We start from the raw sequence: 14,909 nt of genomic DNA, 5'->3' as shown, positions 1-14,909 counted from the left end.
GCGACCGGTTCTGCATGGACCGGTCGCACTTTACGGCGACGGGGCGATTTGCAGCAGCATCTGCCGCACCTTGTCGGCCTCATTCACATTCAAACGCACAGGCAGGGTGATGACCTTGCTGCGAAACGCCGGTGGCAGGCGCACGGCGTCTTTTTCTGTTGTCACCATTTGCGCGCCCAGCAGGCGGGCCTCGTTCTCTAACCGGGTCATAAGGGCAGGGGTCAGCGGTTGGTGATCGTCCAGTGCCTCGGCCCGCAAGAGTGTCGCGCCCTGTTGGCGCAAGGTGGCAAAGAACTTTTCAGGATGGCCGATCCCTGCAAAGGCCAGAACCGGCGTATCTGCCCAATCCATACCGGTTTGCAGGGGCTCAACCGTGCCGGTGGCGTGGGGAGCAGTCAATTTCGCCCCCCAGCGATCGGTAAATTGCGACTGCGCGTCGGTATCACCCAGCGACAGTACCAGATCGGCGCGTTGCAATCCGGTTTCAACAGGTTCACGTAAAGGCCCGGCAGGCAGACACAGCCCATTGCCGAATCCGCGCGCCGCATCGACCACGATGACCGAGAAATCCTTGGCGACCGAGGGGTTCTGAAACCCGTCGTCCAGCAGGATCACACTGGCCCCGGCTTCGGCTGCCGCGCGCGCGCCGGCGGCGCGGTCCTTGGCCACCCAGACCTCGGCAAAGGCGGCCAGCAACAGGGGTTCATCCCCGACTTGCGCGGCGGTGTGTTTGGATGGGTCAACCTGCACGGGCCCTTCTAACGAACCTCCATGACCACGCGTCACCACATGCGTTTCGTGCCAGGCGTCGCGTAATTGCTCGATCATCCAGATCACGGTTGGGGTCTTGCCGGTGCCACCCGCGTTCAAGTTGCCGATGCAGATGACCGGAACGCCGGGTTTAACCCCCGGTTTGGACGCAACCCGCCGGGCGGTTGCGGCGGCGTAGATTCGGCCAAGCGGTGCCAGTAGTCTGGCACGCATATCCAGCCGGTTGGGGGCGGTGTTCCAAAAACCAGGTGCTCTCATCAATCCGCACTCCGCTGATCCAGGCAATCCTGCACCATATCGATCAGTTGATCCGCTTGTGGTGCGCCTTCGGATACGATCTGCCACCCGGCCAACGCCATATCTGCAGCCCGGTCAGGCGATAGCAGCTCGACCACGGCGTCGCCCAGTTCGGTTGCGGATCTGACCATGCGGGCAGCGCCGGCCCGATCCAGTTGATCGTACATCTGCTGATGACGATGCACAAACGGGCCGTGGATGACAGACGACCCAAGGGCAACGGCAAAAAGTGGATCGCGCCCACCCGCGTCGCGCTCTAGCGAACTGCCCATGAATGTGACTGGCGAGATCCGGTGCCACAGGCCCAGATCTTCGGAGTGGGCGGACAGGATAACCTGCGTGTTGTCTTCGATCTGACCGCTGGTGTCCCAATTGGTACAACGCAGATCCATAGTCTCAAGGCGGTTTTGCAGTGGTTCTGCCTCGGCGGTGTCTGCCACATGCAGCACCAGTGTCAGCCGGGGCAACATCCGCAATGCCTGGCGATGGGCACTAAGGATCGAGATGAACTCCTTGTCCCGCACACATGCTGCCAACCAGACCGGACGCCCCGCCAGTGCGTGATTGGTTTCGATCAGTTCATCCTCGGGCCAGGGCTGCGGGTTCGGGCTGACATACAATGGTGGAGAGTCGGTGACTTTGCCCGACGTGATGCCAAGGCGACGGATTGTCCGGGTGGTTTCCGAATTCGTGGTCAGGATGGTTTTGAAACAGTCTAAAGTAAAACGGGTGATGTCCGGCAGCCACCGGGCGCCGCGCGCGATCTTTATATCAACCCGTGCTTCGATCAGGATCAGGGGAATACCGCGCTCTTCGGCGCGCGTGATAACATTGGGCATCAGCCCGCCCCCGACCCACAGGCCGATTTCGGGGTGCCAATGGTCCAGAAACGCGCGTGCTGCCCCCGCTTGTTCCGAGGGCAGGTTCACCAGCGGGTAGTCTCCTTGCTCCCAAAGGCTCAGGTCGGCTTCGGCGGGCACTGTCAGCAGCACATGCAAAGTGGGTCGGACCTGCTGCAGCCTATGGCAGAAATCTACGACCGCGCGCTGGCGATCCTGCGCGTTGATATGGACCCATAGCAACTCGCCCTCAGGGCGCTGGATCTCGGGTTGGCTGCTCGGGTTGGACACGCCCCAGGACAGAACCCGATAGGCTGCCAGGCTGAGGGATCGCGGTCGGCTCATGGGCGGATTCCGGTGCTGCCCGGGTCAAGCTGTGCGTGCAGGGTGTCATGAATGGGCGTGCCGGCCGCGATCACGCCGTTCAGGCGCGGATGGGCGTTGTTGAACCGCAAGGGTTGCGCCAACCGGTCGGAACAGCGGCCGCCAGCCTCACGGATAAGCAGGTCGCCCGCAGCGATATCCCATTCCCAACTGGGCCGCAGCGTCAGCATCCCGTCGAAACGCCCTTGTCCGACCAGCGCCATTCGATAGGCCAGTGACGGGCGATAGACCCGTTCAAAGTCAGGCACCTGACCCTGCCGCCAATGGTGTGGCTTCATATTGGGTTTGGCCGCCAATATTTGCGCCGTGTCCAGCGTCGTGATGCCCGAGACGTGGATCGGCGCCCCATTCAGAAACGCGCCTTGTCCTTTGGCCGCAGTATACATCAGATCGCGCAAAGGCAGGTAAATTACAGCTGCAATCACTTCGCCCTGTTCTGCAATGGCCAGTGAGTGTGCCCAGGTGCGCGATCCTTCGGCAAAGCTGCGCGTGCCGTCGATCGGATCGATGATGAACACCCGGTCCTTCGTCAGCCGGTCAGTGGAATCCTCGGTTTCTTCGCTCAGCCAGCCATAGCCTGGCCGGGCGGCGGGCAGGCTCTGTTCCAGCATGGTGTTGACGGCCAGATCGGCCTCGGTCACCGGTCCGGCGCCGTCGGGTTTATCCCAGCGCTGCGCCGTTGTGCCCGAGTATCGGGTGGCGATCTTTCCGGCCTCTAATGCGGCGTCGATCAAAAGTTGCAGGTCAGCTGCCGGCAAGTGTCATTCCTTCGATCAGCACCGACGGAACCACCCGCGACAGATACGGGCGCGCGTCGTTTGCCGGAATGATCCGTTTCAACATATCGCGCAGGTTGCCCGCGATGGTGCATTCGTTGACCGGATGCGTGATCTCTCCGTTCTCGACCCAGAACCCTGATGCACCGCGTGAATAGTCACCCGTGTTTGGGTTGATGGTCGAGCCGATCATAGATGTCACCAGCAGCCCGGTGCCCATGTCACGCAGCAGGTCCTGGCGGCTGTGTGTGCCTTGGGTCAGGCTCAGGTTCCAGTTGCTGGGCGAAGGTGGCCCCGACACGCCGCGCGTGGCGTTACCGGTAGAGGTCATGTCCAGCTTGCGCGCGCTGGACAGATCAAGCGTCCAGCCGGTCAGCACGCCGTTTTCGACAATGGCGCGCCGCTGCGTTGGCAGTCCTTCGGCGTCGAAGGGGCGCGAGCCCGCGATGCGTGGGCGGTGCGGGTCTTCGATCAGCGACAGGTGGTCAGGTAACACCTGTTCGCCCAGACAGTCCTTAAGCCAAGACGCGCCCCGCGCGATGGCCGCACCATTGCTGGCCCCAAGCAGGTGACCGATCAGCGAGGATGAGATGCGTTCGTCAAACAGCACTGAAAATGTGCCAGTGGCGGGTTTCTGAGCCCCGACCAGCGCCACAGCACGTTCACCTGCGGTGCGGCCAATTTCCTCGGGGCTGCGCAGGTCGCTTTGAAAGGTGCGGCTGTCGCCGTCATAGTCGCGCTCCATCCCGGTACCTTCGCCCGAGATCGCCACGCATGAGGTCGAGCGGCTGCTGCGGGCATAGCCACCGGAAAAACCGTTGGTTGCTGCCAGATGTACACGGTGCGTGCCATAAGCCGCCGCTGCATCGGATACTTGCGATACGCCGTGAACCGCCAGTGCCGTAGCTTCGGCTGCCAGCGCGTCATGCAGCAGGTCTTCGGCCGCTGGTTCCGGGGTGGGGTCGAACAATTCCAATGCGGGCAGATCCCAATCCGTGGCCAACTGCGCCGCATCGGCCAGCCCGGTGAACGGATCTTCGGGGGCTTCGCGGGCCATGGCCACAGCGCGCTCGGCCATCGCGGTCAAGGTTTCCGGGCGGCTGTCAGAGCTGGACACGATCGCCTGCCGCTGCCCCAGGAACACCCGCAGACCAAGGTCAGTACCCTCGGACCTTTCGGCATGTTCCAGCGCCCCGCTCCGCACTTCGACTGAAACCGAAGAGCCATCGATCACAATAGCATCCGCCGCGTCGGCCCCGGCATTGCGGGCCGCGTCAATCAAGGATTGGCTGATGTCTTCAGGTGTAAGGGTCATGCGGCCTCCGGTTGTATTGCATTGGACCTAGCCTTGGACCGCCCGTCCCGCAAGACCTCTGGGCAGATAGATCACAGGTCAGCCCCCTTAGTTTGGCCCAAATTCAGATGGGGCAGCCGAAGGGTTTACATTTCCGTATAAACTTTCATTAGTTGGGACGCATTACAGATTTCCGGGTGACGATCACAACAGATTGAAACTTTCACCCGGGCAAGTGAAGGCAAATAGGAGAGCTTGGCTTGGCTCAGTTTTTCGTAGTTGATTTTGACGAGCCGCATGTCGTTGCCGCGGGCAAAGGGTCGAGCAATATCATCAGCCATTTCACAAGGGTTCTTACCAAGCTGCAAGTCCCCGCTGAAGTTTTACCTTTCCGGGAACTGATTGAGCGCGGCCCGACAACAGATCCGAAAAGCTATGTTTTGCTGCATTACAACGAGCTTTTCGTCGTTCAGCATCAAAAAGTAGACTGGCTGCGTGCACGTGAAACAGAGCTTGCTGCTCTGGGTCACAAGGTACTGCATTCCGTTGAACATGGGCGCGTCATTGGCCACAAAGTCCGCCAGAACAAGGTTTTGACGGCCGCGGGCGTTCCCATGCCTAGGTTGATTGAGGCGGGTGACAGTTTCGGCACTGTTTTTTCGAACGAAGTGTCAAACGCGCATGTTCCGGTGCAACTCGTGAGCGACGAAAGGGAATTGGATTCCACGCGGTACAACACCGATTACATCAATTGCAAATACGAACACAAAGGTAAGCCCTGGCATTTATCCATTCGTGCCATGGCGGTAGGCGAACAGGTCTTGTTTTCGTGGATAAGAGCCGGAAAAGGACTCAATGTCCGAACTCGGGGGACGCCGGTTGACGCTGAAATGCTAACACATTTTCACGACCTACTGATCAAACCCAATAGTGACCAAATCCGCGACATCGCGAAAAGCGTCAAGAATGCTGTGGGCGTCGGGCTTTACGCGCATGACATTCTTCCATGCGCAGCAACCGGGAAATTTTTTCTGTGTGAGACCAACTTCAAATTTTATGAGGGGATGTACCGGTTCCACATGCAGAGCATTGCTAAGGATCTGCCGACACCCGCGTATTTTAATGGTCGAACCGCCGGACGGCGTATCGCACGAGCTCTAGTCCACGAGTTGGATTTGCAGACCTGAGTCAGTTAACGGGCGAAGCTCTGGTAATATTGAGCTTCGCCCCCCAACATCACTTGATGCGCTGACCGTTGGCCAGTATCTGGCCATCTTCCGTGAACTCGATTTTCGAGTTCAGCGTATCCGGTTCGTCGCCGGGTACGGCCATCAGGCCCATCATCATCCGCGCACCCATCGCGTCGCTTTCGCCGATCACGCCCATGGTGATCAGCGTGTCGATCAATGCGTTGGCGCCCGCCAGCTGAAGGTTCGCCACGCCGGCCGGGGACGGCAGCCCGTCGAACTCCTCGGTGCTGGAATTGTCGAAAGTAAAGTCCGCGTCACCCGTCAATTTAGCTCCGACCATTGAGACCAGCAATTCGTTGATCTTCAGCGAGTTCAACTCACCCGGTGCTTCGCCAGATGTTTCCAGAGCCTCGATGGCGGCCGGATCGAAGAAGTTCGTCAGGATTTTTGCGGTTCCGGTGGCGTCCAGCGCGATGGTTGCCGGGTCGCGCGGCAGGGCGCCTGCCGGGTCGAAGATGCTCCACAACACGTCCGACATGGTGAAATCGGTTACGTTGACCGACAGTCCAAAGGGCTGCTCTTCTTCGGATTGCTGCACCGGGAATTCGAACCCAAACCCTGTCTCGGCCATTGCCATCTCGATTGGGAACGGCAGCTCGGCCGTAGTCACGGCGAGGTTTGTGCTGTTTTGTTCGACATCATAAGCCAGACGCTGATCATCCAAGCTGGCGCCGAACCGGCCACCTTCGGATTGGGTGGCCATCGAAAAAGCCTGACCTTCGCTCGTCCCTTCAATCGCGGTCTGACCCGAAGCGTAAGTGAACAGACCCGAGAATGAGACCCCGCCGTTGAAGAAGGACTGCGGATCGGTGCCGTCGAAATCTTCGGGGATCACGCTGGTGCCTTCGAAGGTCAATTGGTTCATCGACCCGTTGATCTTGCCATCATCTGACCCTTCGGGATCGGTGAATCCCAGATCATAGGTCAGCCCGGCTGCGGTCATTTTCTGGTCCACTGTGCGGGTTTCGCCGATCTTCATCCGCGAATCTCCTGACAAGTCGGTCAGTTTGAAATCCATGGCCAGCATGTCGTTGGGCAGGGTCTCATCCTCGACCTGTACGCCACCCAGTTTCAGACCAAGTGTGGGCGCGGAATAGTCATAAGTCATATCGTCCGGTTGGCCCGAAACGACCATCTCAAGCCCGGTATGGTAGTACTCGATATCAACGGAAAACGCCTCGCCCTCTTCCTCACCGGACAGGGTCATGGGAAAGCTTTCGGGGAAACCGATGCTGACTGTGCCGTCACCATTTTCAGTCAGGGTCATCTGCGGGACGGTCATCTTGAACGATCCGTCCGTGTCCGGCGAAGACAAGGCAACATTCATATCGGTGATCGTGGTCACCCCGCCCGAGATGGATTGTTCCGCCGAAACCGTATAGCCCATCTGGGACAGGTAGGCCTGCCAATCATCCCAAACCTGCTGGGTGGTGACATCGGCGAACGCGCCCTGAGTGACAACGGCATAGGCCAGAACTGCGCCGCTGCTGCGGCGGAGGAAAGCGGACATTTGAGAACCCTTCTTGAACAAATTTGCCGGCATCGTCGTGCCTGTGGCCCCGGGCGTCAAGGGGCAAGGGCTGGACCCTTTCCCACTTGGCGCGGTAAAGATTCACACAATCTAAAAACAACGGAGGTACAGGGTCCATATGCAGGGCAAAACCGTACTGATAACAGGGGCCAGCCGCGGTATCGGAGCCGAGGCAGGGCGCGTATTTGCCGCAGCCGGGGCGAATGTCGCGCTGGTGGCGCGTAGCCGCGACCAGATTGATGCGCTGGCCGCCGCGCTGGGCGATAATGCAATCGCGATGCAATGCGATGTCAGCGATTTCGCGCAGGTCGAACAGGCCGTGGCAGATTGTGTCGACCGCTTTGGCGGGCTGGATGTTTTGATCGGCAATGCGGGCGTCATTGATCCGATCTTTCACTTGTCCAATGCGGACGTTGCAGCATGGAGCCAGGCGATCGACATCAACCTCAAAGGTATTTTCTATGGTATGCGCGCGGTTCTGCCGGTCATGCGGGCGGCGGGCGGGGGTACTGTGATCACGATATCCTCGGGCGCCGCGACCAATCCGATTGAGGCATGGAGCCATTATTGCGCCTCAAAAGCCGGGGCAAAGATGCTGACCGAATGCCTTCATCTTGAAGACTCTATTCATGGCATCCGCGCCATGGGCCTTTCGCCGGGTACCGTTGCCACAGATATGCAGCGGGTGATTAAGGCCAGCGGCATCAACGCCGTTAGTCAGCTCGACTGGGATGATCACATCCCTGCCGACTGGCCTGCGCGGGCATTGCTGTGGATGTGTTCGCCGGATGCGGATGAGTTTCTGGGTTCCGAAATCTCACTGCGGCGCGAAGATATCCGGCAAAGGGTAGGGCTGACGTGATTGAACTGACCAGGGCGGATGGGCTGTGGACGATAACGCTCAATAACCCGCAAAAGGCCAATGCGCTGACCGCAGCGATGCTGAGTGAATTGGTCGAAATCACCGAAGCCGCAACCGAGGCGCGGGCGCTGATCCTGACCGGCGCGGGTAAGGTGTTCAGCGCAGGGGCAGATCTGGATGAGGCCCGTGCAGGTCTGGCGACCTCGGATCTGTGGGAAAGGTTGTCGGGGGCCATGGCGGCGCTGCCCTGTTTGACGGTGGCCGCTTTGAACGGAACGCTGGCGGGGGGTGCTAACGGGATGGTTCTGGCCTGTGATATCCGCATCGCGGTACCACAGGCCAAGTTCTTTTATCCGGTGATGAAGCTGGGGTTTTTGCCGCAACCTTCGGACCCGGTGCGTATGGCCGCCCTGATCGGGCCGTCACGGGCCAAGATGATTCTGATGGCCGGGCAAAAGATCACGGCGGATGAAGCTTATCGTTTTGGACTGGTCGACCGAGTGGTCGACCCCGATCAACTAACGCCAAAGGCCCATGAACTGGTGGCGGACAGCCTTGCCGCCGATCCGCGAATTGCCACCGGAATCGCAAGGATGTGTCGATGAGATTGTCTGCTGTGCTGCTACGTGTTGCTGATCCGGACCGGCTGACCGGGTTTTATACGGATATTCTGGGTATGACGACACGCGCGCAGGGGCTGAACCGCCGTGTCGGCTATGCCGGTCAGGATGCGGACCTGCTGCTGATGCCGGGTGGCGGCGGATACACTCATGATGGTGGTCAGCGGTATTGGAAGATCGGTATCACCGTGCCGGATGTTGACCTGGCTGTGTCCCACTTGCGGGCGAGGGGGGTTGAGGTTTCGGACCCGAAACAGTTCCTCGACATCGGTTATCTGTGTCACCTGAAAGACCCTCAGGGGTTTGTGATCGAGCTGTTGCAACATGATTTTCAGGGCAACCGGCCTGACAACGCAGCCGACCCAGCCGAACCGTTTGCCAAAGCCTGCATCGGCCAGATCACCTTGCGCACAGGCGACATCGCCGCCGAGGATGCGTTTTGCCGTGCGCAGGGCATGCAGCTTTTGTCGGTGCAAGATGTGGCCCAATATGGGTTCGACCTGCATTTTTATGCGTTCACCGATGACACACCGCCCAATCCGGACCTTTGGTCCGTTGAGAACCGCGAGTGGCTTTGGAAACGTCCTTATACCACGATGGAATTCCAGCACATCGCCGGGGCACAGTTTGCGCCGGCACCGGATTACAGGGGGTTAGAGGTTCAGGGGCTGTCGACGTCCCTGAGGGATGCTTTTGGTGATCCGGTGCGGCCTGGCTGATCAGCGTCCGCGCCGCTTGCCCGGTACTTTCGATCGAAAGCCGGGTGGGCGTTTGCGCACCCAAGTTAGGAATTTCTCTAGTCGTGGATGTGCGCGCAGGGCCTCGACCGTGTTGAACACGCGGGCCAGTTCACTCTCAGTCAGGGTGGCGTGGATCTCTTTGTGGCAAATCACGTGCAGCAAAACCGTGGGTCCGCCCTTGCCCCCTTTGAGTTTTGGGATCAGATGGTGCAGGCTGCCGCCCCCATCCGGAATGGGGCGGTCACAAAGCGGGCAGATCGGATCGCTGTCTGACATGGCAGGTACAAATTTGCGCTGGATGGCGTGAAAGGCAAGGGGACAGACATGGCGCAGGCAGTGGTGATCGGGGCCGGACCCGCAGGCCTGATGGCGGCAGGGGAATTGACAGCTGCTGGCCATGACGTGCTGGTAGCCGAGGCCAAGCCATCAGTCGCACGCAAGTTTCTGATGGCGGGCAAGTCGGGTCTGAACCTGACCAAGGAAGAACCGTTCGAAACCTTCCTGCAGTCCTACGGAGAGGCGGCTGGTTGGCTGCGCCCGATGATTGCCGAATTCGACGCCGCTGGGGTGCAAGACTGGGCGCAGGGCTTGGGGCAAGAGCTGTTTACCGGCTCGACCGGGCGGGTTTTCCCGACAGTGATGAAAGCCTCGCCGCTGTTGCGCGCATGGCTGAGGCGGCTTGAGGGCGCGGGCGTTCGGATACAAACCCGCTGGCGTTGGTTGGGATGGGACGGCGATGCGCTGATTTTCGATACGTCTGAAGGTACACAGAGCCTGAAGCCGGATGTGACCATTCTGGCGCTGGGCGGGGCCAGCTGGGCGCGGTTGGGGTCAGACGGTCAATGGGCGGATACCTTGCGACAGAAAGGCGTCGCGCTGACACCCTTCGCCCCGGCGAATTCCGCCTTGTCCGTTGACTGGAGTCCCCACATGACCCCGCATTTCGGCGCGGCGCTGAAATCGGTGCGTTGGATGGCCGGAGAGCTGGACAGCCGCGGAGAAGCCACGATATCGGCAACGGGGCTTGAGGGCGGCGGGTTGTATTCTTTGACCCCGGCTTTGCGCGCCGGTGCGGACCTGTTAGTCGATCTTGTGCCCGATCTGGACGCAGTGGCGCTACAGTCTCGGTTGGATGCAAAGAAATCCAAGACCACACTGTCACAATGGCTGAAGAAGTCATTGAAGCTGCCGCGGCAAAAGATTGCGTTGTTCCATGAGATGTCGAAACGTTGTGGATTGCCGCAATCCTCTGAGGCCACTGCACTCAAACAACTTCCTGTTTCAGGGGCTGTCCTGCGCCCAATGGATGAAGCCATTTCAACGTCGGGTGGGGTCAGATGTACAGCGCTGGACGAGGGGCTAATGCTGACCGCAATGCCCGGCGTGTTCTGTGCCGGAGAGATGCTGGATTGGGAAGCTCCGACCGGGGGCTATCTGCTGACCGCTTGCATGGCGACTGGGCGATGGGCCGGGCGTTCGGCTGTGGATTGGTTGCGCACCGGCTAGCGTGATCGGGCCAGCATAGCCAGACGGATCATTGCCCGTTCCACCAGCGCCATGGCAGGCGCAGTCTGCCCAGCTGAGCGCAGTGACAGGTCAGTATCAGTCAGAACTGTCAGAGCCGTTTGCAACTTCGGTGCTCCCCAGCCCTGGGCTTGGCGTAAAATCCGGTCACGGCGTTTGCCATAGACCGGTGGCCGCAGCTTGCCGATGCCCTGTGCCGCCCCGCCGGGGTCCGAGGCACAGGCATACAATGTGCGAAAGTGCCGGGTTGCGCCGATACACAGGCTGACCGCATTGGTGCCCTGTGATTGCAGCCGTCGGATCAGCGGACCGATCTCTCCGGCGCGGCCTTCAGCGACCACGTTTAAAACATCATCCAACGCGGCCTCTGTCGAGCGGGGCGCGCAAGCTTCGATATCCTCGATGGCCAGTTCGGAACTGTCTCCACGTTTATAGAGCGACAGTTTTTCAATGGTTTGCGTGAAGTCTCCGGGGCTGATCCCAGTGGCCAGCTCAGCAAGGGCTGACATCGAATCGCGAGGGATGTTCTGCAACCCGGCCTGTGTCAGAATCCGTTCGATCTCGGCCCGCGAGGGTGGGTCGTCATAGATGCCGACAGCATAGGCAGCGGGATGCGCTTCGAACGCTTTGCGGATTTTCGAGCTGGGTTTCAACTGCCCGGCGGTGACGATGATCTGGGCATCACCAGGGGCCCAGTCTTCGAACGCGGCGATGATTGCGGGGGCGACGGTGTCGGTGGTGTCTTCGACGAATACGGCGCGGGGGCCCGGGAAAAACCCCACGGCCTTGACCGCATCCAACAAAAGTGCGGGATCGCCGCGCAAATCTGTGCCCGGAATGCGGGTCAGGCGCATTTCCTCTTCGGCATTGGCGCCCAGAAGTGCCGACAGAACCTGCTGGCGTTTCAGTGCCACGCGCATCGTATCCGAACCATAAATCAAAAGCCCGGCCTTGTCGGTGTCGGGCCGGGCGAAATACCCTTCAGCCTCGCGCGGGCTGAGCTTCATGAACCAAGGCCTGGCGCAGCATAGAGTTCGTTTACGATCTGATCCGATAGGATCGCCATCAACCGTTTGCGGGCGTCGCGTTCGTCCGCCAGCGTGGACACTGTCGATCCGGCGGCTGAATAGCTGACGAAATTCTCGACCGTGCCCGAGGCAATGACCTGACCGGTCTCGTTTAATTTGAGCGTGTAGCTCGACTTGCCTTCGAGGGTATAGCGGTTGGTTTCGTTCGTCGAAGTGATCGCAGACCGCTGGAAAGCAATCGAGACGTTTACATTCAGATTGTATTCGCTGCCCGAGGTCGCGCTGCGCCCCAGCCGCTGTTCCAGATTTTGGACCAGCAAATAGGTGTCGACCGAGTTTGGCGCTGAAACGGCGACCTTGCCGTTCAGGGCCGCACCCGAACCTCCGGGCGCGTAGACCGGTTCAAAGCCGCAGGCAGCCAACACCAGCGGTATCATCAACAGGATTCTTCGGTTAAACAACGACATTTACGATCCGGCCCGGGACAACAATAACCTTCTTAGGCGCATTGCCATCCAGCGCCTTTTGCACAGCTTCGATGCTGAGCGCGATTTTTTCAACCTCGTCCTTCGCCATATCCTTGGCCACGCTGATTTCCGCGCGGCGCTTGCCGTTGATCTGAATCGGCAGGGTCACCGTGTCGTCGACCAGCATCGCCTGATCCGCAACGGGCCATGGGGCTACCGCCACCAAGCCTTCGCCGCCTTGATGTGCCCAGATGTCTTCTGCAAGGTGCGGCGTCATCGGCGACATCAGCTGCGCCAGCGTTTTTATTGCCTGCTTTTGCGCCGCAGCGCCAGCTTTGGATTTTGCCAGCGTATTGGTGAACGCGTAGAGTTTCGCGATCGCTGCGTTGAAGCCAAAGCTCTCAACGCCAAGGGTTACGTCGTGGATAGTCTTGTGCATCTCGCGCAAAAGCTCTTGATCGCCTTCCCCTTCGGCTGCTGGGTTCATGGCCCCGATCTTGTCGCAGAGGTTCCATACCCGGTTGAGGTGCTTATAGGCGGCCTCGGCCCCGGACGCGGTCCATTCCACATCGCGCTCGGGCGGCGAATCGGACAGCACGAACCAGCGCGCGGTGTCGGCACCGAACGCCGAGATAATGCTGACCGGGTCGACCACGTTCTTCTTGGATTTCGACATCTTGGCCGAAGGGATGATCTCGACCTCGGTGCCGTCTGCCAGTTTGCCGTCGGTCACGTCCTCGGGCAGGTGATAGACCGGGCGGCCGTTTTCGTCGCGGGTCTGGTAAATCTCGTGGGTCACCATGCCTTGGGTGAACAGCGCATCGAAGGGTTCGATGGCCTTTTTGGGCAGATGGCCCGTGATGTTCATCGCCCGCGCGAAGAAGCGGGAATAGAGCAGGTGGAGAATCGCGTGCTCGATGCCGCCGATATACTGGTCCACATTCATCCAGTATTCGGCCTCGGCCAGATCAGTGGGCGTTTCGGCGCGCGGGGCGGTGAAGCGGGCGAAATACCACGACGAATCGACAAACGTATCCATCGTGTCGGTTTCGCGCTTGGCCGGGGCGCCGCAGTTCGGGCAGGAACAGTCGCGCCAGGTCGGGTGACGGTCCAGCGGGTTGCCTGGTTTGTCAAAGGTGACATCATCGGGCAGGCGGACCGGCAGGTTCTCTTTCTTCTCGGGCACCACACCGCAACTGTCGCAATGGACAACGGGAATCGGGCAACCCCAATAGCGCTGGCGGGAAAGGCCCCAGTCCCGCAGGCGGTATTTGGTGACGCCTTCGCCCCAACCGGCCTTTTCAGCGAAGTCGACGGTGGCGTTGATGGCCTCATCACCCGTGGCTTCGGTGAGGCCCGCGAAATGGTTCACCCAACGGACTTTTTCGGTCTTGGGCGGCACGAAGGCGGTTTTGTCGACCGGAGTGGCGTCATCCAGCGCAAAGAACGTATCGACCACGGGCAGGCCGTATTTGCGGCAGAAATCCAAGTCGCGCTGGTCATGCGCGGGGCAGGCAAAGATCGCGCCCGTGCCATAGTCCATCAGGATGAAGTTGGCGATCCAAACTGGCAGTTCCCAGCTTGGGTCCAGCGGGTGCTTGACGCGGATCCCGGTATCGTAACCCAGCTTTTCAGCCGTTTCGATGGCTTCTTCGGTGGTGCCACCTTTGCGACATTCAGCCACGAATTCAGCGACTTCGGAGTTCTCGGCTTCCAACTGCTTGGCAATCGGGTGATCCGGCGAGATGCCCACAAACGACGCGCCCAACAACGTGTCGGGGCGCGTCGTGTAGACGGTGATCGGTTCGCCTCCGTCCGTGCGCTCGAACCCGAATTGCAGGCCGCGTGACTTGCCGATCCAGTTTTCCTGCATCAAGCGGACCTTTGCGGGCCAGTTTTCCAGCGTGTCCAGTGCGTCGAGCAGTTCCTCGGAATAGTCCGAGATCTTGAAGAACCATTGGGTCAACTCGCGGCGTTCAACCAACGCGCCCGAGCGCCAGCCGCGCCCTTGTTCCACCTGTTCGTTGGCCAGAACGGTCATGTCGACCGGGTCCCAATTCACAACGGCGTTCTTGCGGTAAACAAGCCCAGCATCGAGCATATCCAGAAACAACGCCTGTTGCTGGCCGTAATATTCTGGGTCACAGGTTGCAAACTCACGCGACCAATCAATCGACAGGCCCAACGGCTTCATTTGCCCACGCATGTCGGCGATGTTCCCGTAGGTCCAGTCCTTGGGGTGGCCCCCAATGGCCATCGCCGCATTTTCCGCAGGCATTCCGAAGGCGTCCCAGCCCATCGGGTGCAATACGTTGTGGCCGGTCGCCAGTTTGTGTCGCGCGATCACGTCGCCCATCGTATAGTTGCGCACATGTCCCATATGGATTCGGCCCGACGGGTAGGGGAACATCTCAAGCACATAGTATTTCGGCTTGTCCGCCTTGTGGTTGGCGGTGAAGATTCCGGCCTTGTCCCAGGCCTCTTGCCATTTTGCTTCGATTTCGTTGGCCGAGTAGCGAGACATCG

The 14,909-nt window shown here is 59.9% G+C and carries 14 protein-coding genes; 5 read left to right on the top strand and 9 right to left on the bottom strand.

What is annotated here, in order from left to right; all coding sequences use genetic code 11:
• Nucleotides 1-30: 30 nt before the first annotated feature.
• From lpxK to ACR3EP_RS12710, 4 genes are read right to left on the bottom strand one after another with little or no spacing between them, the layout of a single operon-like run.
• Nucleotides 31-1,029, bottom strand: coding sequence for a tetraacyldisaccharide 4'-kinase (lpxK, locus tag ACR3EP_RS12725; protein ID WP_480638135.1), 999 nt, complete (start codon nucleotides 1,027-1,029; stop codon nucleotides 31-33).
• Nucleotides 1,029-2,252 carry a 3-deoxy-D-manno-octulosonic acid transferase gene (locus ACR3EP_RS12720; protein ID WP_170533590.1) on the bottom strand — a complete coding sequence of 408 codons (1,224 nt, stop codon included), beginning with the start codon at nucleotides 2,250-2,252 and terminating at the stop codon, nucleotides 1,029-1,031. Before ACR3EP_RS12720 ends, lpxK begins: the two co-directional genes overlap by 1 nt.
• Nucleotides 2,249-3,049, bottom strand: a complete 801-nt coding sequence (locus ACR3EP_RS12715; protein ID WP_480638133.1) for an inositol monophosphatase family protein — start codon at nucleotides 3,047-3,049, stop codon at nucleotides 2,249-2,251. Before ACR3EP_RS12715 ends, ACR3EP_RS12720 begins: the two co-directional genes overlap by 4 nt.
• Nucleotides 3,036-4,382, bottom strand: a complete 1,347-nt coding sequence (locus tag ACR3EP_RS12710) for a TldD/PmbA family protein (protein ID WP_480638132.1) — start codon at nucleotides 4,380-4,382, stop codon at nucleotides 3,036-3,038. The genes ACR3EP_RS12715 and ACR3EP_RS12710 overlap by 14 nt, the downstream gene beginning before the upstream one ends.
• A 239-nt stretch (nucleotides 4,383-4,621) precedes the next feature.
• Here ACR3EP_RS12710 and ACR3EP_RS12705 point away from each other — a divergent pair, with 239 nt between their 5' ends.
• Nucleotides 4,622-5,548 (top strand): hypothetical protein, encoded by a 927-nt coding sequence (locus ACR3EP_RS12705; RefSeq protein ID WP_480638130.1) that lies wholly within the window; start codon nucleotides 4,622-4,624, stop codon nucleotides 5,546-5,548.
• A gap of 49 nt (nucleotides 5,549-5,597) precedes the next feature.
• Here ACR3EP_RS12705 and ACR3EP_RS12700 read toward each other — a convergent pair whose 3' ends face one another.
• The gene (locus ACR3EP_RS12700; protein ID WP_480638128.1) at nucleotides 5,598-7,121 is read right to left on the bottom strand and encodes a DUF2125 domain-containing protein; all 1,524 of its coding nucleotides are present in this window, start codon (nucleotides 7,119-7,121) and stop codon (nucleotides 5,598-5,600) included.
• A gap of 139 nt (nucleotides 7,122-7,260) precedes the next feature.
• Between ACR3EP_RS12700 and ACR3EP_RS12695 the strand changes: the two genes are divergently transcribed.
• From ACR3EP_RS12695 to ACR3EP_RS12685, 3 genes are read left to right on the top strand one after another with little or no spacing between them, the layout of a single operon-like run.
• Entirely contained in the window at nucleotides 7,261-8,004 is a 744-nt protein-coding gene (locus tag ACR3EP_RS12695; protein WP_480638126.1) for an SDR family oxidoreductase, read from the top strand.
• Entirely contained in the window at nucleotides 8,001-8,609 is a 609-nt protein-coding gene (locus ACR3EP_RS12690) for an enoyl-CoA hydratase/isomerase family protein (protein ID WP_480638124.1), read from the top strand. The genes ACR3EP_RS12695 and ACR3EP_RS12690 overlap by 4 nt, the downstream gene beginning before the upstream one ends.
• Nucleotides 8,606-9,343: a VOC family protein gene (locus tag ACR3EP_RS12685; RefSeq protein WP_480638122.1), complete on the top strand. Its 738-nt coding sequence runs from the start codon at nucleotides 8,606-8,608 to the stop codon at nucleotides 9,341-9,343. The genes ACR3EP_RS12690 and ACR3EP_RS12685 overlap by 4 nt, the downstream gene beginning before the upstream one ends.
• Here the strand turns inward: ACR3EP_RS12685 and ACR3EP_RS12680 are convergent, their stop codons facing one another.
• Nucleotides 9,344-9,640 carry an HNH endonuclease gene (locus ACR3EP_RS12680; protein WP_480638121.1) on the bottom strand — a complete coding sequence of 99 codons (297 nt, stop codon included), beginning with the start codon at nucleotides 9,638-9,640 and terminating at the stop codon, nucleotides 9,344-9,346.
• A gap of 48 nt (nucleotides 9,641-9,688) precedes the next feature.
• Between ACR3EP_RS12680 and ACR3EP_RS12675 the strand changes: the two genes are divergently transcribed.
• Entirely contained in the window at nucleotides 9,689-10,870 is a 1,182-nt protein-coding gene (locus ACR3EP_RS12675) for a TIGR03862 family flavoprotein (RefSeq protein ID WP_480638119.1), read from the top strand.
• Here ACR3EP_RS12675 and holA read toward each other — a convergent pair.
• Genes holA through leuS form a run of 3 tightly spaced genes read right to left on the bottom strand, consistent with a single transcriptional unit; the run spans nucleotide 10,867 to nucleotide 14,907 of the window.
• Nucleotides 10,867-11,895 carry a DNA polymerase III subunit delta gene (gene holA / locus ACR3EP_RS12670; RefSeq protein WP_480638118.1) on the bottom strand — a complete coding sequence of 343 codons (1,029 nt, stop codon included), beginning with the start codon at nucleotides 11,893-11,895 and terminating at the stop codon, nucleotides 10,867-10,869. The genes ACR3EP_RS12675 and holA overlap by 4 nt on opposite strands.
• Nucleotides 11,892-12,383 carry an LPS assembly lipoprotein LptE gene (gene lptE / locus ACR3EP_RS12665; RefSeq protein WP_480638116.1) on the bottom strand — a complete coding sequence of 164 codons (492 nt, stop codon included), beginning with the start codon at nucleotides 12,381-12,383 and terminating at the stop codon, nucleotides 11,892-11,894. Before lptE ends, holA begins: the two co-directional genes overlap by 4 nt.
• Nucleotides 12,370-14,907, bottom strand: a complete 2,538-nt coding sequence (gene leuS / locus ACR3EP_RS12660) for a leucine--tRNA ligase (RefSeq protein WP_480638114.1) — start codon at nucleotides 14,905-14,907, stop codon at nucleotides 12,370-12,372. The genes lptE and leuS overlap by 14 nt, the downstream gene beginning before the upstream one ends.
• Nucleotides 14,908-14,909: the final 2 nt, after the last annotated feature.

This window comes from Ruegeria sp. BB10 (genome assembly GCF_056535725.1).
This window is presented reverse-complemented; position numbering and strand designations above follow the sequence as displayed.